We start from the raw sequence: 23,820 nt of genomic DNA on the forward strand, positions 1-23,820 counted from the left end.
ATGCAGTTTCGAAGTTACAGCTTCCATGACGGCGTCTCCTCTGGAGTGAGTGCGTTATTGCAGCCTCACTTTGCCAGAGCTTCGGCCGCTGTTCACTCCCCATGGGATCTTGAAAGCCGGGCTGTGATTCCGGCGCGGTCGTCTTATCATGCCACCTCCTGTTCCCGGCATCTAAGCCGAAGTCAGGCAGAAATTCCACTTATCCCCGCTGTGCAGATTTCCCGAGCCAGCTCTCTACATCGATCGGCTTGTGTACCTTTCGGCCCAGGATTTCCACGAGAATGTCGCCTGCCTTTATGCCTTGCTTGGCGGCCGCCCCATTCGGCTTGACGGAAAGAACGAGCAGCCCCTGATCCGACTCGTCGAGTTTGAATGTCCTGATGACCTGCTTGTTGATCGGGAGCAGGAGCGCGCCGAGTGCGCGGGAAATCGCGGGCTTTGGAAGTCCGTCCGCAGCAGACGTAGCGGCAGCAAAGACCGGATCAAAACCGGCGATGGGGACGGCAACGTGTGTCAGCAAAAGAGCGATTGCTGTGGTGATAACAAAAATCTTGTTTTTCATAAAAGGTGTCCCGCCCGTAATTGGGTAGCACCTACTATAACGCTTGCTTATTTAGAAAAAGAACAAACACATCGCGCGCTTCGTAATCACCAAAAATGGTTGCCTGTCGGCGCCTTAACATCTCCTGGTGTCTCCGCCTCACCGTGCTGCTGCCTACGGCTGATCCGCTCTGACTGAAGGCAATGGCGGCATAGGGACGACGCGACGGCCTTGAAACCATCCGTGGCAAACTCATGCTTGCCGGCAAACTTGAGAAAAGACGTTCCGGGACAGGAATCCCGGCGCGTATACCGGCAACGATCACCGCCCATCCGTTCTTGATCATAACTGGGAGATCGATGTCAGGTCTAACGCGCTCGCGTCCAAGACAGAACAACACGGCCGATATCAAATTATCGGGGCGGCAGCGGGAATTTCAACCATTCACCTCAACGCGACGAATCGATTAAGATCCCGGTTCAACCCACCGAGACGAAGACCCGTTGAACTAACGTGACATCGCCCTCTCGACGGTTGTGAACTGCCTACCAGCCGTAGCTGAAGGTAGCGCCACTGCCGTTGTCCCCATCCTGCACCACGTCGGTTTCAGCATTTTTCCCGTATTGGAAAATGCCATAGGCGTTGTTGTTGCCATTCTGCCGCAAGGTTGCGGAATGACCGTTGCCGCGTTGCTGGATGACGCCGAGGTTGCCACGGCCCGCCTGAGCGATGCCAGCCGCGTTACCACGGCCCCGCTGCCGGATGTCAGCGTCTTTCAGGCCGCGGTAGAGCGAATAGACGCGCAGTCCTGTTGAGAAAAGACCCGCATCCTCGGCATTGTCCGGCGCGAGGTTGAACGAAATCCCGCCGCCGGCATAGGCTGGCGCGGACAAGACTACTTGCCCCAAGCTTCCAGCAAGAAGAGTGACTGTAAGTATCTTAAGCACGTTGCGGGTCATCCTGATCTCCATTTGCCGGCCGCCTTTAGCCGATGATTAACTTTGGCATCTTGTAGCTGAACCCAGTCGGAATTGCCCGTTCAGTTGCCATTCAGTCGTTCGGCTCGACCGAAGGCTAGGGCGCCAGAAACCGGCGCCCTTTTAGAGGAATTTGCAGATTGTGGGGCCAATTAGTTGCCACCGATCTGCTTCGTGCAGCTGAAACTCTTGTCCTCGATCACGACATCCAGTGTGGCTTTGTATGCGGTTCCTTTAGAGTCGAGCGAGACGGAGCTAAGGATTGCCGAATGTCCCGCTGTGGCATCAAAATCGCCACTCTGGTTGATCGTAGAGCTGCCGCCGTCTCCTGATTTCTCGACATGAAAGGTGTAAGTTCCGCCGACAGGCTTGTCGACGTGGACGAGCGCATCCAGTATCACCATACCTGCTGCGGGCGTTGCTTTGATTTCGCAGGGCTGCGTTCCGTCAGACTGGTTGGCAGTCGTCATGGCCGCAATCGCGCCTACGGGAAGCAGGACCAGCGCGAAAATCGTCATCAGACGGCGCGGGTGTTTGACGCTATTTGGCATGGGTCATCCCCTATTGGTCTGCTGTTGCGATCTTGACCTCTTTCACATCATCGAGCAGCCGCTTACGGGCAGGCCTGGACGAAGGCTGCGACATTGCCGTTGCCGCCCTGGCTGACATTGGCACTACAGCCACGACCTACCTGGACGCCAGCCGCGATGTTGCCATTGCCGTCCTGGGTAAGGATGGTCGTGTGGTTGGAGCCAAACTGGCCGATGCCGGCTACGTTGCGGTTACCGTTCTGATAGGTGGCACCGTAGTTGTCATTGCCCTCTTGACCGACAGCCGAAAGGTTATGGCGGCCGTGTTGATGGCCGACAATTCGGTTGTAACCTCCATTCTGGTAGGTCCGGATCCTGTTTCCGTACCCTTCCTGCGCGCCACCGGCAGAGTTCGACCAGCCATATTGTTCGATACGCACATCGTTGGCCATGGCGGGGGCTGCAGCCGTGAGGCCAACTAGAGCGACGAGTGCGGTTGCAATGAAAGACGTGCGGATCATGACTGTGTCTCCTCAGGCGGATTGGACCGCGGTTGAACATCTTTCTTTTAGACGCTCCCGTCGGAACGGAAGCTGAAGGCACCATTCAGGCGGCGTTCATTCGCAGACACCGGTACCCGGCTCCTCGCGATCAAGCCGCGTCCATCCAAATTCGATGCTCCATTGGTCGTTTTCGGCTGGCCATTTTCATGCGCCCGCACCAAATACGCTTGGTCGGCCAGGTGATGAACTGGGACAGACCTCGATACGCATCTTGGCGTCTGTACCAATTCTCCCCCAGCGCCGAATGCCGAGCAGATCCGTTTCCACGCTTACGTGGTGAACCGGAACATGTTTCGTTCGGCATCGATGCGGTAGAGAAGCTGGGCCCCACTGCCGATAAATACGTCAAATGAAAGTTCTGAATCAATCGACCATGGTCGATTCCGAACGCTTACAAGTTCGGCCCAACATCTTCGGGCACGTAAGGTCGGAGTACACCGTTTCATTGGCAAACCGAGGCGGGATTTTGCCACTGTCTCGAACGACGAGAACTCTCCCCATGCTCGCCTTGACGAGTTTGATGCTGACCGTATGTTTTATCTGTGCCAGCGCGTGCCAGATCAGCGCCCGTCCTTAGGTGCTGCAGAACCCAGTAATATTACGTCGTTCGCAGGCAGCTCCCCCTGCCTCGAGAAGTCGCAACGTCAAAGTTCAGTTTTCGAAATTGCGCCGTCGCTGGCACACGTCGAACGCAACCCGCCGGCGGCCGCAAGATACGAGGCGCGCATCGCCTGTCTTGAGTGCACTCCCTCGATTGGACAGTTCCATCTGAGCAGCAGGCAAGATGTTCCAACCTCAGATCAGATGGATGTTGTCCGTGGGCCGGGCTTGCCTTTGATTACCAAGCCGCATCAAACTCGTCCTGTCACGCCCGGCGTCCTTCGATCGGTAGAGAGCTGCGTCCGCGCAACCGATCAACTCCGCCGGGGTGGAGAACAGTGACTCGGGTGTGAGGATAGCAACACCGATGCTTGCCGTAACGATACCGAACTCGCTGCCACCGTGCTCGATCGACAGTTCCCGGATTCCTTCGCGCAACCGATCCGCAATGGCAACAGCTGCCTCGGCATTTGTCTCTGGTAGTAACACGGCAAATTCTTCGCCGCCAAAGCGGGCGGCCAGATCGGCCGCGCGCTCGGCGGAGGCCTCAAGACATCCGGCAATTTGTATCAGACAGGAATCTCCGGCAAGATGTCCATATGCGTCGTTGAAAAGCTTGAACCGATCAACATCGATCAGCAGAAGAGAGAGGGGACTTCCGGTTCGTGACGCGCGGGAAAACTCTGTCGCCAATGCCGTATCAAAGTATCGACGGTTGGCAAGTTCGGTAAGGCCGTCGGTCTGCGCCAGCCCCTTCATCTGATCGGCGAGCTTGCGAAGGGAAAGTTCGGATTCCTTCATTGCGGTGATATCCGACACGACAACCAGTGCCGACCCGTTTTCGCCAACGCGCGTGCGCATGGCCAACCACCTTCCATCAAAGAGCGGAATCACCTCGTCCTGGTTTGTGTGCAAGGTTGCCGCCGCAGCTTGAATGCTCTCTTCGCTGGCGTCGGTGGGCACGTCCTTCCGTTCGCCATTGCGAACCACCGCCCGCACAATGTCGCTGATGTGCGCGCCCGGCTGCCGTGCATAAGCGGAACGCGGAAACAGGGCCTGGTATTGATCGTTACAGAATACCAGACGGTCTGCCGCATCGAACATCGCCAATCCGTCTGACATTTCGGCCATCGCCTGGGCCATTACCTCCCGGCTGCTCTGGTACTCCGTCTCAAATCGTTTCTTGTCTGTGATATCGACAGTCACGCCGGCCAAACCAAGCAGTTCCCCGTGACGATTGCGCAACGGCACCTTCGATGTCGAATACCACCGGGCCCAATTTCCCTCCTCAATGAGATATTCTTCGAAGTGGCTGATGGTCTCGCCCGTTTCGAGCACCTTGCGTTCGGCCTCATAAAGTTCCCGTGCTCTCTGCTCCGGAACGAGATCGAAATCACTGAGTCCCACCATCAGAGAGGATCGATCCCGCCCGTTGTGACGTGCAACATTCAGATTCGTGACAACAAACCGATGATCGAGATCTTTCACGTAGTAATAGTCCGGCGCTTGCGTGAGTGCCGCGTAAAGAATGTCCCGCTCAAGCGTGAAACGCCTGAAGTAGGTTATCAGCAATCCGGATGCACCGGTTGTCATGAAATTCAGCACTGCAATCGGGAGACCAATCGCCTCAAGTGCACTCCGAAAGAGCTGCGGCGGCAGTAGGGCCAGAACAGCGAGGCCAAGGGCGGCGGCGACGCCCGCAACAGCCAGGATCGCTGGCGGCCGCTCGATGGGCCGCCGGCCGGCCACTTGCCACATCACCAGTCCAATCACTGAAGAGATCACGATACCGATGACACCGGGCACGACACCCGCGCCTCCCAGGAAAATACGAAAGGCTATCGTCATCACCGCAGTGATACCGAGCGAAACCGGTCCGCCGAAGACTGCGGAAACTTCGATCAAAGCCAGGCGCAGATCGAAATATATGCCTGGCTCGAATTCCACGGACAGCAACATCGAGGCGATTGCCGCAAATCCCAATATCCCGCCAAAGCCCACGCGCTGCCAGGCAGGTGACATCCGGTAAAGGCGGTACGAAAGGTGCATCCAAATCGACAGGATCAGCGCGACGGTCGCTAGGTTTCCGGCCAATACCTGCCAAACCAAATTCATTTACTAAACAAGCCCCGAACGGATAAATGTCCCGACTTTAGTAACATAGCGCGCTTAATTTAATGTTTAGCCGAGATTTAGCGAACCAACACTCCGTTCGCCCAACGGATCGCTGCATTCTGGATTACAGTCCGGCAGCGCTCCCTTGTCGAGCCGGGGCCAGAAGGAGGGTGTCTTTCGACCGAGCGACGCTCCATCGGCGCTACTTGGAGCTATTCGCAGCACGACACGCCCCGCCATTGCCGCCCTGGTCAACCGAGCGCGGCGCACGGAAGCGCGATGTCCGATTTCTTTCCGTGGATTGGTATCTCCTCTTCCGCGAAATCGGTCAGCGTGTGGCCCTTCTAGACGGAGGCGAGGACCCCACCTGGCCGGACCGAAAGAGCGAACGCAATGCGCTGGCTGTGTAGCTAAATGGCCGTTGGTTTTTGCATCGATGGATCGAGGGGTGCTCGGCGCTTCTTCCGGGGCCAGATTTTCAATTGTCGGGTTCTGTCGGGCTGGGTATTAAAAGCGCGATACGATCAGCCCTCGATTGAGTTTTTGGGCGCTCTGTAGGATTTCTGCGACAATGCCGCCAATAGTTCGGCCAGTTGATCGGCCTGCGCCTCGTCCAACTTATCGCCTAAATGACGCTGGATGGCGGGAGCATAGACGCGCCACATGCGCGCCTGCATGGCGCGGCCGGCTTCGGTGATCATAACCCAACGGCCGCGCCCGTCCTCCGAAAACACTTCGCGCTGAACCAAGCCCGTCTTCTCCATCCGGTCGAGAAGGCGAGACAGGTTGTGTTGCGCCAGCAACGTGCGTTGCTCCATCTCGTAGGGTCGAAGCCTGCCATCATCGGCCCGCGCTAGCTCTAGCAGCACATCATACCATCCAAGCGGTGGCAGCTCGGCCACCTTCAAATCCTGCTCGATCGCGTCGAGGACGATTTGCTGCGCTCGCATAAGGCGCACCCATGCTCGCGTCACGGACTGAGAGGGCTGTGGGGAATTGATCTCTGAGGAATCGGACATAAATGCAATTACATCTATATTGACCGGCGAGGCAAGTGCTTATATAAATGCAATTGCATCTATATCCATCGGAGACCTCGCTCGTGACCCAAGACCGCCTGACCGACTACGCCGTGACGCTGCTACGCGTCAGCCTCGGCGTGATGTATCTCGCCCATAGCATCGTGCTCAAGCTATTCACCTTCGGGCTTGCTGGCACGGCGGGCTATTTCGAATCCATCAGCCTGCCGGGCTGGCTGGCCTACGTCACCTTTGCCGCTGAAACCGTTGGCGGTGTCATGCTTGTTCTCGGTATCTATGCCCGTTGGGCGGCCGTGGCGCTGATCCCGGCGCTTCTCGGCGCGATCATTTGGGCGCATGCCGGCAATGGTTGGGTGTTCAACGCACCGAATGGCGGTTGGGAATATCCGCTCTACCTCATCGTCCTGTCGATCTCGCAGCTACTGCTCGGTGATGGCCGCTATGCGCTACGATCCTCCCCCGCCTTTCGCTGAAACCCCATAATAGGAAATTTCACCATGCCCGACGTTAAGTTGACCCTCATCAGCCACCATCTTTGCCCCTACGTCCAGCGGGCCGCGATCGCCCTTGCGGAAAAGGGCGTTCCGTTCGAGCGCCGCTATGTTGATTTAGCGGCAAAGCCCGATTGGTTCCTCGCCATCTCTCCGCTCGGCAAGGTGCCGCTGCTGATCGTGAAATCGGACGATGGCACAGACGCTGTGTTGTTCGAGAGCGCCGTGATCTGCGAATATCTTGAGGAAACGCAGCCCGGCGCGCCGCTTCATCCTACCGATCCGCTGGCCCGGGCTCGGCTCCGTGGCTGGATGGAGTTCGGTTCCTCCATCCTGTCAGACCTCTGGGGGTTCGAGACGGCCAAGGACGCCGCAGCATATGAGGCAAAGCGCCGAGTGCTGGCAGACAAATTTGTCCGCGTCGAGGCCGGATTAGGGGACGGCCCATTCTTCGTCGGTGAAGCATTTAGCCTGGTCGATGCTGTTTTCGCGCCGATCTTCCGTTATTTCGACGTGTTCGACACCATCACGCCGACCGGGCTATTCGATGCGCTACCGCGCGTTAGGGCATGGAGAAATGCACTAGCCGAGCGCCCCAGCGTGCGCGAGGCCGCCGCCGATGACTATGCCGACCGGCTCAACGTTTTTCTCAAGAACCATGACGCATGGCTGCTGAAAGCAGCCGCGTGACCGATTGGCGAAAGTCCCGATTTAGAGTTCCGCTTTTGCGCCCGAATTTTGCCTGTCGCACAATTGGGATTTTAGCGCCGAAATCCACGGTGATGTTCCACCGAGATTGCGACCTCTCCTATAAGGAACTCGACGCGCAGCATGTCAAATGCGAGAAAGTCGCCAAGCGCTCGGGGGGCCTTGCTGCAAAAAAAACGCACGCTGAAAGGAAAGTCCGCAGGACGAAGTAGGGGGGCACTGACATCACCCTCCCAGCGTCAGGTCGGAAAGGCCTTAAAGCCAAAATATGAAGGTATCGTCGGCACTAGAAACAGAGCTTTGGACAACTACTGATAGGGAACGCCGAAGCATTTTAAATGCGCCCGTGCGTCTTATCCGGCGAAAGTTTCATGCGGGCATCTGAGCCTCTTCTGGCCACGGTCGGTTTTAGCGCTGCTGGTCGTAAAAAGCCCGGCGCTAGAATGAGCGGAAGTCTCGCGAACTGTGGGACTCCCTGCCGGCCACCTTCTCTGCTCTTGAAGAAAAGGGTGCCGTTCGTATTTTCAAATAGGCTATGGAGCAACCTGCGTACCGGCCGGCTGTAGAGCGCCGAATTTCGCCAATTATCAGCACCCACTGGCTCGCACCGGCACGAGTTATCGCATGCCTGGAGACGTCTGATGCAATGTTCGAGCGCTGTCATCCTGCGCCTGGATGCCACCAGCTGGTAAAGCGGCGGCTGAGCGGAATGGATGCGGGTCCGCCTGAACGCGGCTACCATCGGCGTTGAGGATTGTGACATCCCGGCTTGAGCGCTCGAACCTGTCGTTGCCATCGGAATCGTTGAACACGCTTGTAGTGAGGCCATCGGCCGACGGTCTGTATTGTCGATGTCGGTTTCAACGCCCAGAGGAACTAACAAAAGGGTAAATCGTTTCTCTACCAGAAGGAGGGTGCCATGAAACTCGTATCAACCAAAGTTAGATTTAGCCATGTGAACCCAAAGCTCGCTTCACAGACGGCGGTTCAAAGGGCCGTACGGAAAATTATGGCTGACGCCAGCGCACATAACTGGCCTATTGAAAAAACAAACAACGAGATGGAAAAGGTGTTGAAACACCTGCGGATCAGCTACTTTGATGATCTCGCGTTCGTCCAGAAGAAAGACAGTCGTGTATCTGAGCAGAAGCCGCGATGAGACGGTTCGACCTCGGTGCTGTATCCCCTACCACCCGCATGTCTACCTCCCCTCAGCATGCGGGCTTTATTGTTGTTCGCGACGCGGCTTTACCTGATGCCGAGCGGTCGTCCACGGCCGTGCCCGTTTCCCGCAGTTCGACGGTGACCAAAGGCGAGGCGTTGACGGCGCATTCCCCGTTTCGTTAAATCTGGGTGCCGCGCGCTCCTACAATAGCGTCAAACCGATGCGGGTCGGCGACGGAGACACGACACGCGTGAGGCTCTTACCCATTACTCATTTTTCGCATACGGCCAAAAAGTTCCTTTCCGGAGCATTTGTCTCGAGTAAGCCTAGGACTGTCGTGGCCTGGAAGTAGGATCAAAGCCGGACGCGCTCGGTGGACGTCCGACAATATAATGACACGTGGACCTGCCCTGATGAGCAACAAGTTTGGAGGCATAAATTCGATATGAAAGCCGATCCGATGTGGATTAGGAATAGTGCCCATCTTGCGTAGATCGACCACGACTTTCTCTCTCGAGGTTGACATGGCTTTTGCGGTCAACATCCGGACGACCTTACGCCTTGTTGGAGCCAACCCCGCTACTCGCCGCCTTGCAAATTGTGTCATAGGGAAAGCAGCTATCTATAGTAGTTTGCGCCACAGCGGAAAAAGTGCCGAGCTCGTCGGTGATGCGCACCGCGCACTTGATGAGGCGGATGTCATCGGAATTGCGCAGACGCAAAAGTGCGATGGGTTTTTTTGTGGCTTTTACCTCAAGGACCATTTTCGCGTCATTAAACTCTACGGTGTCTAGGTGCAGGGATGAGCAGAAATGCAATATCTTGGGCCGCGTTTTTGAGCTTGGCCATGTTCATTGGCACTTTGCCTACGAACGCCCAGATGAGACAGGGTGTGGCCGAACTCATACCCGGGGTGCCTACGGGATATCTCACAGACGATCAGAAACTCGACAGTGTTACGTTGCTTCCGGCTCCTCCCGGTTCCGGCTCGGAATCGGCCGAGTTCGACCAGCAAATGCAAGATCGTGCAGTTGCACTCCGAGGAAGGGCACGATGGGATTGAGCCATCAGAGACGCAAACCTTGCTTCCGAAGATGCGATCGGAGCGTTCGAGTGCGCCGCCGGTATCGATATTTCACGAAACGAAACGCCCCGGCTCTACCAACTGATTCAACGTGTCCTGGTCGATACGAGCACATCCACCGATGGCGCGAAGCGTCAATATCAGGTATTGCGGCCCTTCGTCGTCAATGGTGAAACCATGTGCACCCCTGACGAAGATGCGGACCTGCGAGCGGATGGTTCCTACCCGTCAGGCCACACCGCTCTCGGGTGGGTACTGCTCTCGTGCTGGCCGAGATAATACCCGAACGGGCCGAAATTGTCATTTATCGAGGCCGGTCGTTTGGGGAGAGCCGGATGATCTGCAATGTCCACTGGCAAAGTGACATTCTCTCAGGCCGCTTCATGGCCGCAGCCACCGTCGCGAAGCTGCACTCATTACCGGAGTTTCGGGCGGATGTGGATATCGCCCAGCAGGAGGTCCTCAAAACAAAGGAAGCAGCCGCGAGAAGCCCCAGGCAACTTGAGGCTCAGAGCGCGGTCTTCGGCGGCACAGTCCGGCGATGGCTGTCTTCGGCGCAGGTCTAGTCAGGCCTGTCCACCCCGGTCGTCATTTCTTCTATAAAGGGAATTGCCCGGCACCTTCTTCTCCAAATGCCAGGACTGTACAAAAAAGCCCAAGCACTTGTGAGAACGGCCCCAAATAGAATAAAACTGAATGTTCTTTCAACGATCTTTCGCATGGGTCTTGCCCCTGGTTGTGCCAGGTGGGCGAAATCAGCCCCTCATCAACCTTGAGATTTGAGAGGTGGGTCAATTTCACCAGTGTTATCGCCGCAAAAGACCGCGGTCGAAGTGACCGCCCCCTAGCGGAAGAATACGTATCTGACCAAGGCCGCGACTACGAGCACAACCACGGCGATGCCGAACAGACCCGCAATTCCCATGCCCCACGTCATACCCCTGCTCATCATATCGCTCATCATGGATGCCACCTTTATTCGGCAGCCTCGTTCAAGACGGGCGATCGAGATACGATTTCATCCGGCCGAGCATCCGCCCTGACAGGAAGACGCCAGCCCTTGACTAGCCCGTAGACGGCTGGGATCACGACCAGCGTCAGCAGCGTCGATGATACCATGCCGCCAATCATCGGCACGGCGATCCGCTGCATAATTTCCGATCCCGCGCCCGTACTCCAGAGGATCGGCACCAAGCCTGCCATGATCGCTACGACGGTCATCATCTTGGGACGCACCCGCTCGACAGCTCCGAACATGATAGCCCTGTTGAGGTCCTCCTTTCCGAACACTCGGCCCTCGGTGGCGCATTTCGCCTTCTCGTCCCTGAAAGCGTGATCGAGGTAGATCAACATGATGACCCCGGTCTCGGCCGCCACGCCCGCGAGGGCGATGAAACCGACGGCGACGGCCACCGACGCGTTGAAGCCCAACCACCACATCATCCAGATGCCGCCGACAAGGGCGAACGGTAGGGACAGCATGACGATTATCGTCTCGGTCAGCGCCTTGAAGTTCAGGTAGAGCAACAGGAAGATCAGGGAGAGCGTCAGCGGGACGACGATCATCAGCCGGGCCTTGGCCCGTTCGAGATATTCGAACTGGCCGCTCCATGCGACGGAATAGCCAGCAGGCATCTCGACGCTTGCCGCGACGGCAGCTTGGGCTTCCGCGACGTAGCCCCCGAGATCGCGGTTGGCGATATCGACGAAAATGTAGACGGCAAGCTGGCCATTCTCCGTCCGGATAGTGGTGGCACCACGCGTGAGCTTGACCTCCGCGACCTCGCCGAGCGGGACCGTGCCGCCTCCCGGCAGGGAAACCTGGACGTCACGGGCGATGGATTGCGGATCGCTTCGGAACGCCCTTGGGTAGCGGATGGCGACGCCATACCGCTCCCTGCCCTCGACCGTTGACGTGACGACCTCAGAGCCGAGAGCCATCCCGATGACGTCCTGGACGTCGTCTATGGAAAGACCGTAGCGCCCCAGAGCCATGCGGTCCGGAATGATGTCGAGATAGTACCCGCCGATGACACGCTCGGCATAGGCGCTCGACGTTCCGGGCACCGCCTTGAGGACGGTCTCGATGTCACGGGCGACCTTCTCCATCTCCTTCAGGTCGGTGCCATAGACCTTCACACCGACGGGCGTCCTGATCCCCGTCGATAGCATGTCGATGCGGGCGCGGATGGGCATAGTCCAGGCGTTGGAGACGCCAGGGAACTGGAGCGCTGCGTCCATCTCCTGCTTGAGACTGTCGGATGTCACCCCTGGCCGCCATTCGGACTTCGGCTTCAAGGTGATGATCGTCTCGAACATCTCGGTCGGAGCCGGATCGGTTGCCGTCAGCGCCCTGCCCGCCTTGCCGAACACCGTCTCGACCTCCGGGAAGGATTTGATGATGCGGTCCTGCGTCTGCATCAGCTCGGCGGCCTTCGTCAACGACAGGCCTGGCTGTGTCGTGGGCATGTACATCAACGTACCCTCGTCGAGATTGGGCATGAACTCGCTGCCGATGTGCTGCACGGGCCAGGCGGTCACGCCGAGGATCACGACAGCCGCCAGGATCGTCAGGCTCTTGGCCTTCAGGACGCCAGCGATCACCGGGCGGTATATCCAGATCAGCAGTCGGTTGAGCGGGTTCTTATGTTCGGGGACGATGCGACCCCGAATGAACAGGGTCATCAAGGCAGGGACAAGCGTGATCGACAGCAGCGCGGCAGCCGCCATCGCGAACGTCTTGGTAAAGGCGAGCGGCCCGAACAGGCGGCCCTCCTGTGATTCCAGCGTGAAGATCGGCAGGAATGACACGGTGATGATCAATAGGCTGAAGAACAGCGCCGAACCAACCTCGCTTGCCGCCTCGATCAGGACTTCGGTTCGAGGCTTGTCTGGTGGAGCGCGCTCGAGGTGTTTGTGGGCGTTTTCGATCATGACGATGGCGGCGTCGATCATCGCACCGATGGCAATGGCTATACCTCCAAGGCTCATTATGTTTGATCCCAGACCCCGCGCCCGCATCGCCATGAATGCGATCAGGATGCCGATCGGTAGCATGATGATCGCCACCAACGCGCTTCGGACATGCAGCAGGAACGCGACCGTCACCAGCGCAACGACGATCGATTCCTCGATCAGTGTGCCCTTCAAGGTCTCGATAGCCGCTTCGATGAGTTTCGAACGGTCATAGACGGGCAGGATTTCAGTGCCGGCCGGAAGACTGTTCTGCACCGCCGCCAGACTTTCCTTGGCGTTCTCGATGACGGTGAGCGCGTTGGCACCGTCGCGTTGAAGGACGATACCGCTGGCGACCTCGCCTTCACCGTTCAGTTCGGTGATGCCGCGGCGCTCGTCAGGCACGAGTTCTACCCGCGCGACGTCCGACAGACGCAGCGGAACCCCCGCATTCGTCTTCAGGACGATGCTCTCGATATCCTTGATGCCCTGCAGGTATCCCTTGCCGCGCACCATGAATTCGAATTCGGAGATTTCTACGGTCCGGCCGCCGACGTCGCGGTTGCTCGATCGCACGGCATCAGCGATATCCGACAGCGTGACATTCTGGGCCTTGAGGCGGGCGGGATCGACGACGATGGAATACTGCTTGACGAAGCCGCCCACACTGGCAACTTCAGCCACACCTTCGGACTTGGAGACGGCGAAACGTACCACCCAGTCCTGAAGCGAACGTAGCTCGGCCAGCGACAGTTCCTTGGCGACGACGGCGTACTGGTAGACCCAGCCTACGCCCGTAGCATCCGGCCCGAGGCTCGGCGACACGCCGTCTGGCAGACGGCTGGCGGCGGCGTTCAGGAATTCCAGCACACGACTGCGCGCCCAATAGGGATCGGTCCCGTCCTCGAAGATCACGTAGACGAACGAAACGCCGAAGAACGAGAAGCCGCGCACGACCTTCGACTTCGGTACGGTCAGCATCGAAGTCGTCAGCGGATAAGTGACCTGGTCCTCGACGACCTGCGGAGCCTGCCCCGGATAGTCGGTGAAGACGATCACCTGGACATCGGACAGATCAGGGATCGCATCGAGCGGCAAGGTGCGCAGTGCGTAGACGCCGCCCGCGATGGACAGCACCGCGCCGAAGAAGACCAGCAGAAGATTACGGGCGGACCACGAGATGATATACGCAATCATGGTTTCACCTCATCGATGGTCAGCGCGCTCAATGCGGCGTTCAGGTTGCTTTCGGCATCCAAGAGGAAGTTGGCGGAAACAACGATGCGGTCGCCTGCTGCGATCCCTTTGGTGATTTCGGTCATGTCCTCCCCACGTACACCGAGAGAGACATCGATCGGCTCGAACCTGCCGTCGCCCTTGTCGAGGAAGACGATCTGGCGGTCGCCCGTATCGATGACCGAACTGTTGGGAACGGCGACGACGGGATTCCCGGCTCCGGCTTCGATCTCGACCTCTGCATACATGTTGGACATCAGTTGCCCCGCCGGGTTCGGAAGCTCGATCCTCACCTTCGTCGTCCGGGTCTGCATCTGGACCTCTGGATAGATTAGATCAACCGTTCCCTTGAACGTCGTGCCAGGCAGATTGCGAACGGCCACGGAGACGACAGCACCCTTGCGGACGGAGCCCAGCTCATATTCAGGAACGTCTGCGATCACCCATACCCTCGAGATGTCGGCGATGCGAAAGAGAATGTCTCCAGCCTCGGCCATCATGCCACTCACGGCCATGCGCTCCAGCACGACCCCGTCCCGGGGCGAGGTGTAGGCGATGCTCTGCGGCACCTTTCTCTCGGCCGCGATGCTGGTGATAGTGGCCGTCGGAACACCGAGGTTCTTGAGGCGAAGCGCCGAGCCGGAATCCGGGGCCGGCTTGCCGCCGTTGCGCATCTCGGTCGCGTATTCGGCCCCGGCAGTGGCGATCTCCTTCGAATAGAAGTGGAAGAGGTCTTCTCCCTTCGCGATCCGGTCGCCTGTGGTGACGTCTGCGACCTCCTCGACGAAGGCGTCCGCCCGCATCGAGACAATGCTGACCATGCGCTCATCGAGTGTGACGGTTCCGGGCACCCGGATTTTCCGGCTGACGGTTGTCTTTTCGGCGACCGCGGTCTTCACCCCCGTCCGCTGGAGTTTTCCGAGCGTAACCCTGACGGTGGAACTGTCACTGACCTCGCCGTCATGGACGGGGAGGTAGTCCATCCCCATCGAATCCTTCTTCGGCACCTTGGACGTGTCGGGAAGCCCCATGGGGTTGCGGTAGTATAGGACCTTTCGTTCGGATGTGACGGATGCCGTACCGGCCTCAGACGCGACCGCACCGGTCGCACCGAGGCTGATGTCCTCGCTTGCCTCGACGGGCGTGAACGGCCGCCCGTCATCGGTGTTCGTCGGCTTGGCCGAGTATTCGGCCAACCCGTCCGGGTGGCGGTAGTAGATCACCGCTCCCGTTCCTTCGGGTCGCGGTTCAGCCCCCGCGGCCATCCCGGTGCCTTCGACGTATCGCTGCAAGAATGCACCTCCATCGTTCTTTCCGGCCCAATAGCCTACCCCGCCGACGATCGCGGCGAGGGAGAGCGTGGCAATGATGCGCGAGGTGCTCACGGGACAGCCTTGAAGACGACTTCGCCTTGGACCGTCTCAGGCTCACCCTGAACCTTGGCGGCGACCTGGAACCGCCATCCGCCTTCCATGGAAAGGTTCGTTGTGAAGCCGTAGACGCCCGGTTCAGCGGAGGTTGATGGGTCCACAGTCGTGGTCATCATCTCCATGCCTTCTGGAGCCATATCCATCCGGGTGGTGAAGATGACGGCATCGGGGACCGTTTTGCCAGTTCGCTTATCGATCAAGCGGACGGATACGGATTCCCCTGCCCCCTGTTTGATGTCCGTCTTGACGGCCTGGAATTCGTAGTCTTGCGCTCCGGCGAAAGAAGCGGTGGCGGTGCTGGACAGCATTGCTCCAGCAAGGAGCGCGATCCTCGCGTAAAATGTGGTCTGTTTCATGATTCAATGTCTCATCCGGACGGGTCTGCGACCTCGTCTTCAGTCAATATGGATCACCATCGGTACCGCGCGGACGCAACCTTGCGACCGTGCAGAATCGACGACATGTTCGATGACCTGGGATCAGACTCTTGGAGGGCGCACTGGCGGATCGACCAGCGAGGAGACAAGCTCGGCATATGGAGAAATAAGGAACCGATGGGCAGTCCACCCGACGTTCAACGACCAGGAATGTGAGGTCGTCACCTGAGCGACGATCGCCGTCGTGCAGAGCACGGCAAGCGGGCAGGATTTGCTCCCGCAGTCAGGCTTGGTCGGTTGTTCGTCGAGACAGCACGGCATGTCGTCAGGCATATCCATGCCAGCCATACTGTCCATCGCGGCGGGCCCCGAGGCGGCCATGGCACTGTCAGCCGCCCCGATGCCCATGGGACCGACGATGGTCCCGAGCATGGCGGTCACGAACAGCAGTCGATGGATGACCTTCATGAACCTCATGGTGTTAGTCTGGCACGGAGCCACCTTCATTGGAAGACATCTCACGAAAAAGTGCAGTCGCTTGGTTCCCCGCGCGAAAACATGGTCGTAAGTAGTTGATACTCCTTCGCGTGTACGGAAATGCAAAAAACGTTAAACTCTGACCGCAGCCCCTTGACCCTCCCATCGTTGGAAGCCCCACATTCATGGCAACACATCGAAAGGAGACAACAGATGTACGAGTTCGATATCCCCAACATGACATGCGGCCACTGCAAGGGTACCGTGGAGAAAGCTATCAAATCCGCCGACCCGAGCGCCGCTGCTACAATCGATCTAGCGTCAAGGAAGGCGAAGGTGGAGACAGCTCTTGATCCTTCCGTGATTGGCCAGGCGATTGAGAAAGCTGGGTATCCTGTGACTGTCAGCCGACCTTAATGAGCAAGGTGATGCCTCCGCTGACGAGCGAGGGCATCACCTGCTACGATATATCCGTGAGTTTGCCAGTGGCAATTATGCGATGAAGTGGTACCTGCCTGACCGAACCATGGGGAAACGGCGAGTTTACCGACTTGCTTCGGACAGGACTGAATGAATTCTTCGAGCTACCCGACGGTCAATTCATTTGATGTCGATGCCGGACCCACGGCATCGCTGCCGTTGAGGTGTAACGGCGCGAGGTCGAAGCACAGAGCCTGGAACTGGAGCGTCCTTGCCTCTGTTATCGCCCACTTGGTTTTCGGTTCTATCGTTTTGACCTTCATTCCCAGCGTGCCGAAATTTGTCCCACCGGATGACGAGGGTATCACCGTTGAAATGGTCTCACCGCAAAATGTGGACCTCGCGGTACAGCCGCCAATAGCCACCGAGCACATTGCCCCTGTTGCGGAGGCCCCAGCTGTTCAGGCCGAGGAAACCAACAAGGCGAGTGCCGAAGAACTGCCGCCTATCGGAAAACGCGAGGTCGAGCCCGCGCGAATGGTTGCTGCGAGCCAGCTGTATGCCGCCAAGATACTGGCGGCCCCAAGGAGCAAGAAGGTTCGAGAAGCTCTCCGCAAATTGGCGACCGAAGAGCATATGATTCAGCTGTGCAACATCGAAGCGATGGAGCAGGTCCATAGATGGAACAAAACGTTTCAACCGGACTATCTAGTGGCCTACGCGATGTCAGACCCGAAAATGGCAGCCACCGCAATTGACGCCGACGGCGGTGCATCTCGAAGTAAAAGTCATTGGTACAACATCGGTTTCAAATGGGCCGTGACCGCCGACATCAGTAAGATTGTCTCGTTTGCGTTTTTGGTGGGTAGCGAAATCCCCAAGCAGGAATGGCGAGCCCACAATTTGGCTCCCGATGACGGACCGGACGACTAATACGCCGAGCGGACTCTTGCACACCGTTGGACATCGGTGTCAGTCGATTATTACAGCCTTCGCAGTGATGTTCGGAAGGGCGCTGGCATGTGATACCGGATCACCTGAGCGCGAAAAACCCGGCCGGTTAGGCCGGGTTCTCGACTATAAGCGGCAGTTGAGCCCGCTAGTGCGTGGTGCTATTTATAAGTGCATCGATGAGTGCGATCTGCGAGCGATTGCCGCGCTGATACTCGTTGATCAATATCTTTGCTTCTGCGGTGGCATCTTTGCGCGAAATGCGCTGCTGTGTGCACCAAGCGTCAAGAACCGACTGGAGCATATTGAGGTCTTTTGGTGGTATTGCGATATCAGAATTCTGCATCATTTCCCTCCCAAGAATTGACATCTTTTTTGTTGAGAAGCCGCCTCCTCGCGGCCTCCAGCACATGCATCCTTAGCCTAAAGTAGCAGTAGCACAAGATGAAAATGTGACACTTCAGGTGAGGTACGCACCCGTTTTTCAACTTGTGCTGGTGGCTTCTGACTGGCCCGTATTGTGGCGACATCAGCCTGTGGGACTTGCCCTCGACCAACCACTCACTCGCAAAACAAGCAGCCGCGTGCGGCCTGACCATACAGGCTTGTTATTAAGCCCTATATAGTATACCCCCCTATTATATCCAATTTGGAGTTCAGGCGATGAAGCCACCTCACGAGCATGCACACGACCACCCCCATCCACACGATCAAAGCAATAGTCGCTCCCTCAAGGCCGCGCACGAGCATTTCTTCCTTGGCGACAATCACGACCGGAATGAGAAGCGCACCTGGTTGGTGATCGCCATCACTGCCACGATGATGGTGGTGGAAATTATTGCCGGAAACATGTTTGGCTCGATGGCTCTAACGGCAGATGGTTGGCACATGTCCACTCATGCAGCCGCCCTGCTCATAGCGGCGTTGGCCTACCTGTATGCCCGCAAGCACGCTAGTAATCGCCGCTTTACTTTCGGCACAGGTAAGCTCGGCGACCTGGCAGGGTTTGCCAGCGCAGTAATTCTCGCACTGATCGCGCTTCTAATTGGCTGGGAGAGCTTTCGTCGCTTCCAGTCACCAATGGCCATCGATTTTAACGAAGCAATCATTGTGGCTGTCATTGGCTTGGTCGTTAACCTGGTTTGCGCTTGGCTCCTCAAGGACGACCACCATCACGGGCACGATCATGGGCATGACCATGGCGCGGGGCAGGATCAAAACCTCCGCGCTGCCTATATCCACGTGCTTGCAGACGCGTTAACTTCCGTGCTGGCGATAGCTGCACTGGTCTTTGGTAGCTTGTACGGCTGGCTTTGGCTTGATCCAGCTATTGGCATTGTTGGTGCAGTCGTAATTGCGCGCTGGTCTTGGGGTTTGATCCGCGATGCGGGTGGCGTCCTGCTCGACTATGTCCCTGAAGGCGAAGACCTTCCCGACGAGATTCAGGAAATCCTCGTCAAGGAAGGTGCTGAAATCGTCGATCTTCACATCTGGCAGCTCGGACCTGGCCATCACGGTGCCATCGTGTCTATCGTCGTGGACCACGCTCATGCGCCGTCCTACTACCGAGAAAAGCTTGCGGCAATTCATGATCTGTCGCATGTGACGGTGGAAGTTGAAGCCCGCGCGGCTTGATCAAATCCACCGCTATCCTCAGGAGCATCCGCATGACCCACACCATCCGCGAGAAGCAGAAGCTGATCAACCGCGTAAGACGTATTCGCGGACAGATGGAAGGCGTCGAGCGGATGCTAGAGGAGGATAAGGGCTGCGTCGAGGTCATGCAGACCATCGCCGGTGCGAGGGGGGCCATCAATGGTCTCATGGGCGAAGTCATCGAAGACCATATCCTGATGCACCTTGCCGCCGAAGGGCTGTCCCAGAAAGAGCGCGATGAAGGTGCCGCCGAACTGATCGATGTCATTCGCGCCTATCTAAAATAGGAATTGAAGTTGAAAGTTGTTTCCCCTTGTACCGACGTTTGCCAATTCGACCCCCGCAAGAAGTGGTGCCTGGGTTGCGGCCGTACGACGGAGGAAATCAAGACTTGGCGGAAGCTGTCGCCATATCACCGCACGTCGATTTCGAAGGAGCTAAAGCGTCGCCTCGACCGTTTAAAGGAAGTCGATGACGACCCATCTCAACAAAAAGCCCAGAGCATCATTTTGCGCCCTCAGGTTCAGAGCCGATGTCATTCTTGCCTTCTTCGGCCGACAGCCAGCTGAGTATCCTCAAAAATCGCCTGAACGAGACAAATCCCCCCCGGCGTCGATTTTTCGTCTAAAGCAGGCATGACGTTCCGGGATAACCTTTGAATTCTGCGGGCTTGGCAAAGCCCCTTTCTCCGATCAGATGACCTGCTTCCTTCCGTAAGGCCATCAGAGGCTGTAACCTCACGCTACTTACTCTCGATCCGAAACTTGGCGTGGCAAGACGTGCAAGTTTGAAGCATCATGTGGAAAGCATGTTCTGCGGGCATTGATGCTGCATCTCTCGCTGCATCGACCTTTCTCGCGAAAGGTCCACCTCCCATAGCATCTCCCGCCTGCATCCGTGTTCCGGGGCCGAGCGTGTCGGGATTTCGATCAGCTGCGAGAGACAGCGCGGACGCGTAGATGCCAAGGTCGTTTGCCAACGTGTCGAACTGTTGACGGTCGGTTTCAATGCCTGGGCTGGCTTTTGAGCCAACCGTGGTGCCGGAACCGTCGAACAGCGCCGACAGGGTAGCTCCTGAGTGGGCCCGAATGGCCTCGGCGGCCGCTTTGAACGTTTTTGCGTCGTATGGCGACGTGTCCTTGAACATGGCGTTGATGGACTTGGCGGCGTTTGCCATCGCCTTCATGCCGTCCTGTCTTTGGACAATGTTACCAGGCGCGGCGGTTTGGGCGGTTGCTACGGAGATCGCCGTGACGAAAACGGCTATCGGAAACACGAGAACGGCTAGTTTCGTCACGCTCGCATTCATCCCCATGCTACACTCCATTTTCCCGGAGGCTGTTCCTCCCACTTTTGGCCATCCCGGCGGATGGAGGCCCAACCTTCGGGGTCTGGAAACGTCTTCGCGTTTGATCAAGATCAACGCAACTCTTGCGACGGCACGGCACTGTGCTTGAATACGATAATGGGGTCCGAGCGGAACATGGTCGCCGTATGCCAAACCATTCGAAGATATGCGAGAGAATTGCTGGCCATTTTGGTCGCAATTATGTTCCTCGTCGCGCCGATGGCCGAGGCTGCTCCCGTTAGATGCGATAACGACCTATCTCAAGTTGTACATATCGAAACGTCGATGGGCGAAGTAGCTGGACAAGGTGATCTCCACGCTGCCGAGAAGAAGGCTTGCTGCAAAAGCGTATGCAGCCTGTGCAACGTCATTCTTCCGGCATCGAACCCTGTAGTTTTTTACGTGGGTTCTGCCGCCCAGCTATACCTTGATCCTCAGCAGTCCATCACCGGCCACAGCTCCTCACCTGCTCTCGGCCCTCCCCGTTCCATTGGTTGAACACCTCCGCTCAACGGCGGGATGATCGTCGGGTGCCTGCGATACCCGCACGGCGACCATGTTGATGACAATTGCCGACACCCCGGTACTGCGCCTCCTTGCAAAGTCTTGGATCAGCCAGGGGAACGTTCCGAACGAGACGAACCAATAGGGAACCAAATCCAATGGACGTACAAAAGGACCATAAAGGTCAGTATTACCATCATGGCGAACATCACGCTCAGGCCGCGCTGGCAACCGAAGGAAGTCCGGTGACCGATCAGACGGAGGGCGCCATTTACACATGCCCGATGCATCCGCAGGTAAGGCAAATTGGCCCCGGGAACTGCCCGATCTGCGGAATGACGCTCGAACCGGAAGCGGTCACAACGGATACCGCGCCAAGCGCCGAATATCTCGACATGAGACGCCGTTTCTGGATCGGGCTCCTACTGTCCGTGCCAGTTCTCATCCTGGAGATGGGTGGACACCTCACCAATCTTCACATGGTACTTGGTGCCCAGACCTCGAATTGGATTCAGCTCGTTCTTGCTACACCTGTCGTCCTATGGGCAGGCTTTCCATTCTTCGAGCGAGCATGGAAGTCCCTCGTCACTATGCGCCTCAACATGTTCACGTTGATCGCGATGGGGACTGGTGTCTCATGGATTTACAGCGTCGTTGCGACTCTTTCACCCAGCCTGTTTCCGGCGACTCTCCGCTCGACCGACGGTTCTGTCGCCATCTATTTCGAGGCAGCCGCCGTCATCACGGTCCTGGTATTGCTTGGACAAGTGCTGGAGTTGCAGGCCCGTGAACAGACCGGAGGTGCCATCCGTGCACTTCTTGACCTTGCTCCCAAGACGGCACGCCGCGTGCGCGAGGGTGTCGACGAGGACATCGCCCTGGAGATGGTTGTCGTCGGGGATCGGCTTCGGGTTCGCCCCGGTGAAAAAGTCCCGGTTGATGGCAGCCTTGTTGAAGGTCGCAGTTCAATCGATGAATCGATGATCACAGGTGAATCGATGCCCGTCACCAAAGAGGTCGGTGCAAAGCTGATAGGCGGCACGATGAACCAGACTGGTGGCTTCGTCATGGAGGCAGGAAAAGTCGGCCGCGACACCATGCTGGCCCAGATCGTCCGCATGGTTGCGGACGCCCAGCGCTCGCGAGCGGCCATCCAGCGCCTGGCCGACGAAGTTTCCGGTTGGTTCGTCCCCGTGGTGATCGGGATTGCCATCGTTGCATTTGCAGCATGGATGATATGGGGACCAGAACCGCGCTTTGCCCACGGCCTTGTGGCCGCAGTCGCGGTGCTCATCATCGCATGCCCCTGCGCATTGGGCCTTGCGACCCCAATGTCGATCATGGTGGGCGTTGGCCGGGGTGCAGGTCTTGGTGTCTTGATCAAGAATGCCGAAGCCCTGGAGCGTTTCGAGAAAATCGACACATTGGTCGTCGATAAGACCGGAACCCTGACCGAGGGGAAGCCCAAGGTAACGTCGATGGCCGCGATAAATGGGTTCACAGAATCCGAACTGCTTCGCCTGGCGGCAACACTGGAACGGGCAAGCGAGCATCCACTGGCAACTGCCATTGTTAACGCGGCGACGGAACGGCAGCTCGTTCTCGGCGTCGCGGAAGATTTCGATAGCCCGGTTGGCAAAGGGGTGAAGGGGAGTGTCGACGGACGCGGGCTCATCATAGGCAGCCACCGCATCATGGAGGAAGCTCATATCGATGTCTCGGCTCTTACGAGCCAAGCGGAAGCGATGAGGGGTGAAGGCGCAACGGTAATCTTCATCGCTATAGACGGCCGTGTTGGAGGCCTTTTGGCGATCTCCGACCCGATCAAAACGACGACGCCAGATGCAGTTCAAGCTTTGCTGAAGGCAGGGGTCCGGGTTGTCATGCTGACAGGCGACAACAAGACGACGGCCGACGCAGTTGCGCGAAAACTCGGGATCACCGAGGTCGAGGCTGAAATCCTGCCGGAGGACAAGAGCAAGATCGTAAAGCGTTTGCGGGAAGAAGGCCGGATCGTCGCCATGGCCGGAGATGGCGTGAACGACGCCCCGGCCCTGGCTGCTGCAGATGTCGGAATTGCTATGGGAACCGGCACGGATGTCGCGATTGAGAGTGCGGGCGTAACATTGCTCAAAGGCGATCTTCAAGGGATTGTCCGGGCTCGTGAACTCAGCCACGCGACAATGAGCAATATCCGGCAGAACCTGTTCTTCGCCTTCATCTACAACGCGGTTGGCGTCCCAATTGCCGCCGGAGTGCTCTACCCCTCGTTCGGACTTTTACTGTCGCCCATCATCGCAGCGGCCGCGATGGCGCTTTCGTCGGTAAGTGTCATTGGCAATGCCCTGAGATTGAGGAGCGTGCGGATATGAGATGGGATCGCAAATGGACGCTGATTGCTGCGTCGCTGGGCGTCATTCTCGCCTTCTTCCTGCTGCGCGAGCACTGGACGCATACATTGGGTCTCGCGCCCTGCATTCTCGTGTTGGCCTGCCCTCTACTGCATCTAATCCATGGCCATGGTGGTCACGGCCACCGCGCACAGCGGGGACCGGGTAGGTAAGGATGAAACACGTTGATCTACCCCTACTCCGCACAGGCTGATGTTGAGGTAACGAGGTCGGCAGAGCAGCAATTTGATGATTGTCGGGG

The 23,820-nt window shown here is 57.7% G+C and carries 25 protein-coding genes; 13 read left to right on the forward strand and 12 right to left on the reverse strand.

The window, feature by feature from the left end; translation table 11 throughout:
- Positions 1-199 precede the first annotated feature (199 nt).
- From R6X40_RS18705 to R6X40_RS18720, 4 genes are all read right to left on the reverse strand, one after another.
- Positions 200-562 (reverse strand): PDZ domain-containing protein, encoded by a 363-nt coding sequence (locus tag R6X40_RS18705; protein ID WP_318415317.1) that lies wholly within the window; start codon positions 560-562, stop codon positions 200-202.
- A gap of 524 nt (positions 563-1,086) precedes the next feature.
- The gene (locus R6X40_RS18710; RefSeq protein ID WP_318415318.1) at positions 1,087-1,500 is read right to left on the reverse strand and encodes a curlin; all 414 of its coding nucleotides are present in this window, start codon (positions 1,498-1,500) and stop codon (positions 1,087-1,089) included.
- A 170-nt stretch (positions 1,501-1,670) separates the two neighbouring features.
- Positions 1,671-2,069, reverse strand: coding sequence for a curli-like amyloid fiber formation chaperone CsgH (gene csgH, locus R6X40_RS18715; protein WP_318415319.1), 399 nt, complete (start codon positions 2,067-2,069; stop codon positions 1,671-1,673).
- Between the two features lie 62 nt (positions 2,070-2,131).
- Complete coding sequence (locus R6X40_RS18720; RefSeq protein ID WP_318415320.1) at positions 2,132-2,569, reverse strand: curlin; 438 nt, start codon at positions 2,567-2,569, stop codon at positions 2,132-2,134.
- Between the two features lie 32 nt (positions 2,570-2,601).
- Here R6X40_RS18720 and R6X40_RS18725 point away from each other — a divergent pair, with 32 nt between their 5' ends.
- Positions 2,602-2,964 carry a hypothetical protein gene (locus tag R6X40_RS18725; RefSeq protein WP_318415321.1) on the forward strand — a complete coding sequence of 121 codons (363 nt, stop codon included), beginning with the start codon at positions 2,602-2,604 and terminating at the stop codon, positions 2,962-2,964.
- Between the two features lie 442 nt (positions 2,965-3,406).
- Here the strand turns inward: R6X40_RS18725 and R6X40_RS18730 are convergent, their stop codons facing one another.
- Positions 3,407-5,326 (reverse strand): diguanylate cyclase, encoded by a 1,920-nt coding sequence (locus R6X40_RS18730; protein WP_318415322.1) that lies wholly within the window; start codon positions 5,324-5,326, stop codon positions 3,407-3,409.
- Between the two features lie 524 nt (positions 5,327-5,850).
- Complete coding sequence (locus R6X40_RS18735) at positions 5,851-6,345, reverse strand: MarR family winged helix-turn-helix transcriptional regulator (protein WP_318415323.1); 495 nt, start codon at positions 6,343-6,345, stop codon at positions 5,851-5,853.
- Between the two features lie 83 nt (positions 6,346-6,428).
- On the opposite strand from R6X40_RS18735, the gene R6X40_RS18740 reads away from it, so the two are divergent.
- From R6X40_RS18740 to R6X40_RS18760, 5 genes are all read left to right on the forward strand, one after another.
- Complete coding sequence (locus R6X40_RS18740) at positions 6,429-6,839, forward strand: DoxX family protein (protein WP_318415324.1); 411 nt, start codon at positions 6,429-6,431, stop codon at positions 6,837-6,839.
- Between the two features lie 24 nt (positions 6,840-6,863).
- Entirely contained in the window at positions 6,864-7,547 is a 684-nt protein-coding gene (locus tag R6X40_RS18745; protein WP_318415325.1) for a glutathione S-transferase family protein, read from the forward strand.
- Positions 7,548-8,484: 937 nt separating this feature from the next.
- Positions 8,485-8,724 (forward strand): hypothetical protein, encoded by a 240-nt coding sequence (locus tag R6X40_RS18750; protein WP_318415326.1) that lies wholly within the window; start codon positions 8,485-8,487, stop codon positions 8,722-8,724.
- Positions 8,725-9,254: 530 nt separating this feature from the next.
- Positions 9,255-9,524, forward strand: coding sequence for a hypothetical protein (locus R6X40_RS18755; RefSeq protein ID WP_318415327.1), 270 nt, complete (start codon positions 9,255-9,257; stop codon positions 9,522-9,524).
- Between the two features lie 625 nt (positions 9,525-10,149).
- Positions 10,150-10,380, forward strand: coding sequence for a hypothetical protein (locus R6X40_RS18760; protein ID WP_318415328.1), 231 nt, complete (start codon positions 10,150-10,152; stop codon positions 10,378-10,380).
- 409 nt (positions 10,381-10,789) lie between these two features.
- Here the strand turns inward: R6X40_RS18760 and R6X40_RS18765 are convergent, their stop codons facing one another.
- The 4 genes from R6X40_RS18765 to R6X40_RS18780 all read right to left on the reverse strand — a co-directional run bounded on the left by R6X40_RS18765 (position 10,790) and on the right by R6X40_RS18780 (position 16,289).
- Positions 10,790-13,966, reverse strand: a complete 3,177-nt coding sequence (locus R6X40_RS18765) for a CusA/CzcA family heavy metal efflux RND transporter (protein ID WP_318415329.1) — start codon at positions 13,964-13,966, stop codon at positions 10,790-10,792.
- Entirely contained in the window at positions 13,963-15,390 is a 1,428-nt protein-coding gene (locus R6X40_RS18770) for an efflux RND transporter periplasmic adaptor subunit (RefSeq protein WP_318415330.1), read from the reverse strand. The genes R6X40_RS18765 and R6X40_RS18770 overlap by 4 nt, the downstream gene beginning before the upstream one ends.
- Complete coding sequence (locus R6X40_RS18775) at positions 15,387-15,791, reverse strand: FixH family protein (RefSeq protein WP_318415331.1); 405 nt, start codon at positions 15,789-15,791, stop codon at positions 15,387-15,389. The genes R6X40_RS18770 and R6X40_RS18775 overlap by 4 nt, the downstream gene beginning before the upstream one ends.
- Before the next feature lie 123 nt (positions 15,792-15,914).
- Positions 15,915-16,289 carry a hypothetical protein gene (locus tag R6X40_RS18780; RefSeq protein ID WP_318415332.1) on the reverse strand — a complete coding sequence of 125 codons (375 nt, stop codon included), beginning with the start codon at positions 16,287-16,289 and terminating at the stop codon, positions 15,915-15,917.
- A gap of 213 nt (positions 16,290-16,502) precedes the next feature.
- Here R6X40_RS18780 and R6X40_RS18785 point away from each other — a divergent pair, with 213 nt between their 5' ends.
- A complete protein-coding gene (locus R6X40_RS18785; protein WP_318415333.1) occupies positions 16,503-16,706 on the forward strand; it encodes a heavy-metal-associated domain-containing protein in 204 nt (67 codons plus the stop codon).
- Positions 16,707-16,859: 153 nt separating this feature from the next.
- Positions 16,860-17,642 (forward strand): DUF930 domain-containing protein, encoded by a 783-nt coding sequence (locus R6X40_RS18790; RefSeq protein WP_318415334.1) that lies wholly within the window; start codon positions 16,860-16,862, stop codon positions 17,640-17,642.
- Between the two features lie 166 nt (positions 17,643-17,808).
- On the opposite strand, the gene R6X40_RS18795 is transcribed toward R6X40_RS18790, so the two are convergent.
- Complete coding sequence (locus tag R6X40_RS18795; protein ID WP_318415335.1) at positions 17,809-18,009, reverse strand: hypothetical protein; 201 nt, start codon at positions 18,007-18,009, stop codon at positions 17,809-17,811.
- A gap of 314 nt (positions 18,010-18,323) precedes the next feature.
- Between R6X40_RS18795 and dmeF the strand changes: the two genes are divergently transcribed.
- The 3 genes from dmeF to R6X40_RS18810 are packed head-to-tail and all read left to right on the forward strand — an operon-like array spanning position 18,324 to position 19,885.
- Positions 18,324-19,295: a CDF family Co(II)/Ni(II) efflux transporter DmeF gene (gene dmeF / locus R6X40_RS18800; RefSeq protein ID WP_318415336.1), complete on the forward strand. Its 972-nt coding sequence runs from the start codon at positions 18,324-18,326 to the stop codon at positions 19,293-19,295.
- 32 nt (positions 19,296-19,327) lie between these two features.
- Entirely contained in the window at positions 19,328-19,603 is a 276-nt protein-coding gene (locus tag R6X40_RS18805) for a metal/formaldehyde-sensitive transcriptional repressor (RefSeq protein WP_318415337.1), read from the forward strand.
- A 9-nt stretch (positions 19,604-19,612) separates the two neighbouring features.
- Positions 19,613-19,885 carry a DUF1289 domain-containing protein gene (locus R6X40_RS18810; protein WP_318415338.1) on the forward strand — a complete coding sequence of 91 codons (273 nt, stop codon included), beginning with the start codon at positions 19,613-19,615 and terminating at the stop codon, positions 19,883-19,885.
- A 173-nt stretch (positions 19,886-20,058) separates the two neighbouring features.
- Here R6X40_RS18810 and R6X40_RS18815 read toward each other — a convergent pair whose 3' ends face one another.
- Complete coding sequence (locus tag R6X40_RS18815; protein WP_318415339.1) at positions 20,059-20,631, reverse strand: cytochrome c; 573 nt, start codon at positions 20,629-20,631, stop codon at positions 20,059-20,061.
- Between the two features lie 821 nt (positions 20,632-21,452).
- Between R6X40_RS18815 and R6X40_RS18820 the strand changes: the two genes are divergently transcribed.
- Positions 21,453-23,540 carry a copper-transporting P-type ATPase gene (locus R6X40_RS18820; RefSeq protein WP_412178424.1) on the forward strand — a complete coding sequence of 696 codons (2,088 nt, stop codon included), beginning with the start codon at positions 21,453-21,455 and terminating at the stop codon, positions 23,538-23,540.
- Positions 23,537-23,731 (forward strand): DUF2933 domain-containing protein, encoded by a 195-nt coding sequence (locus R6X40_RS18825; RefSeq protein WP_318415342.1) that lies wholly within the window; start codon positions 23,537-23,539, stop codon positions 23,729-23,731. Before R6X40_RS18820 ends, R6X40_RS18825 begins: the two co-directional genes overlap by 4 nt.
- Positions 23,732-23,820: the final 89 nt, after the last annotated feature.

Source organism: Rhizobium sp. PL01 (assembly GCF_033447125.1).
Lineage (GTDB): Bacteria > Pseudomonadota > Alphaproteobacteria > Rhizobiales > Rhizobiaceae > Pararhizobium.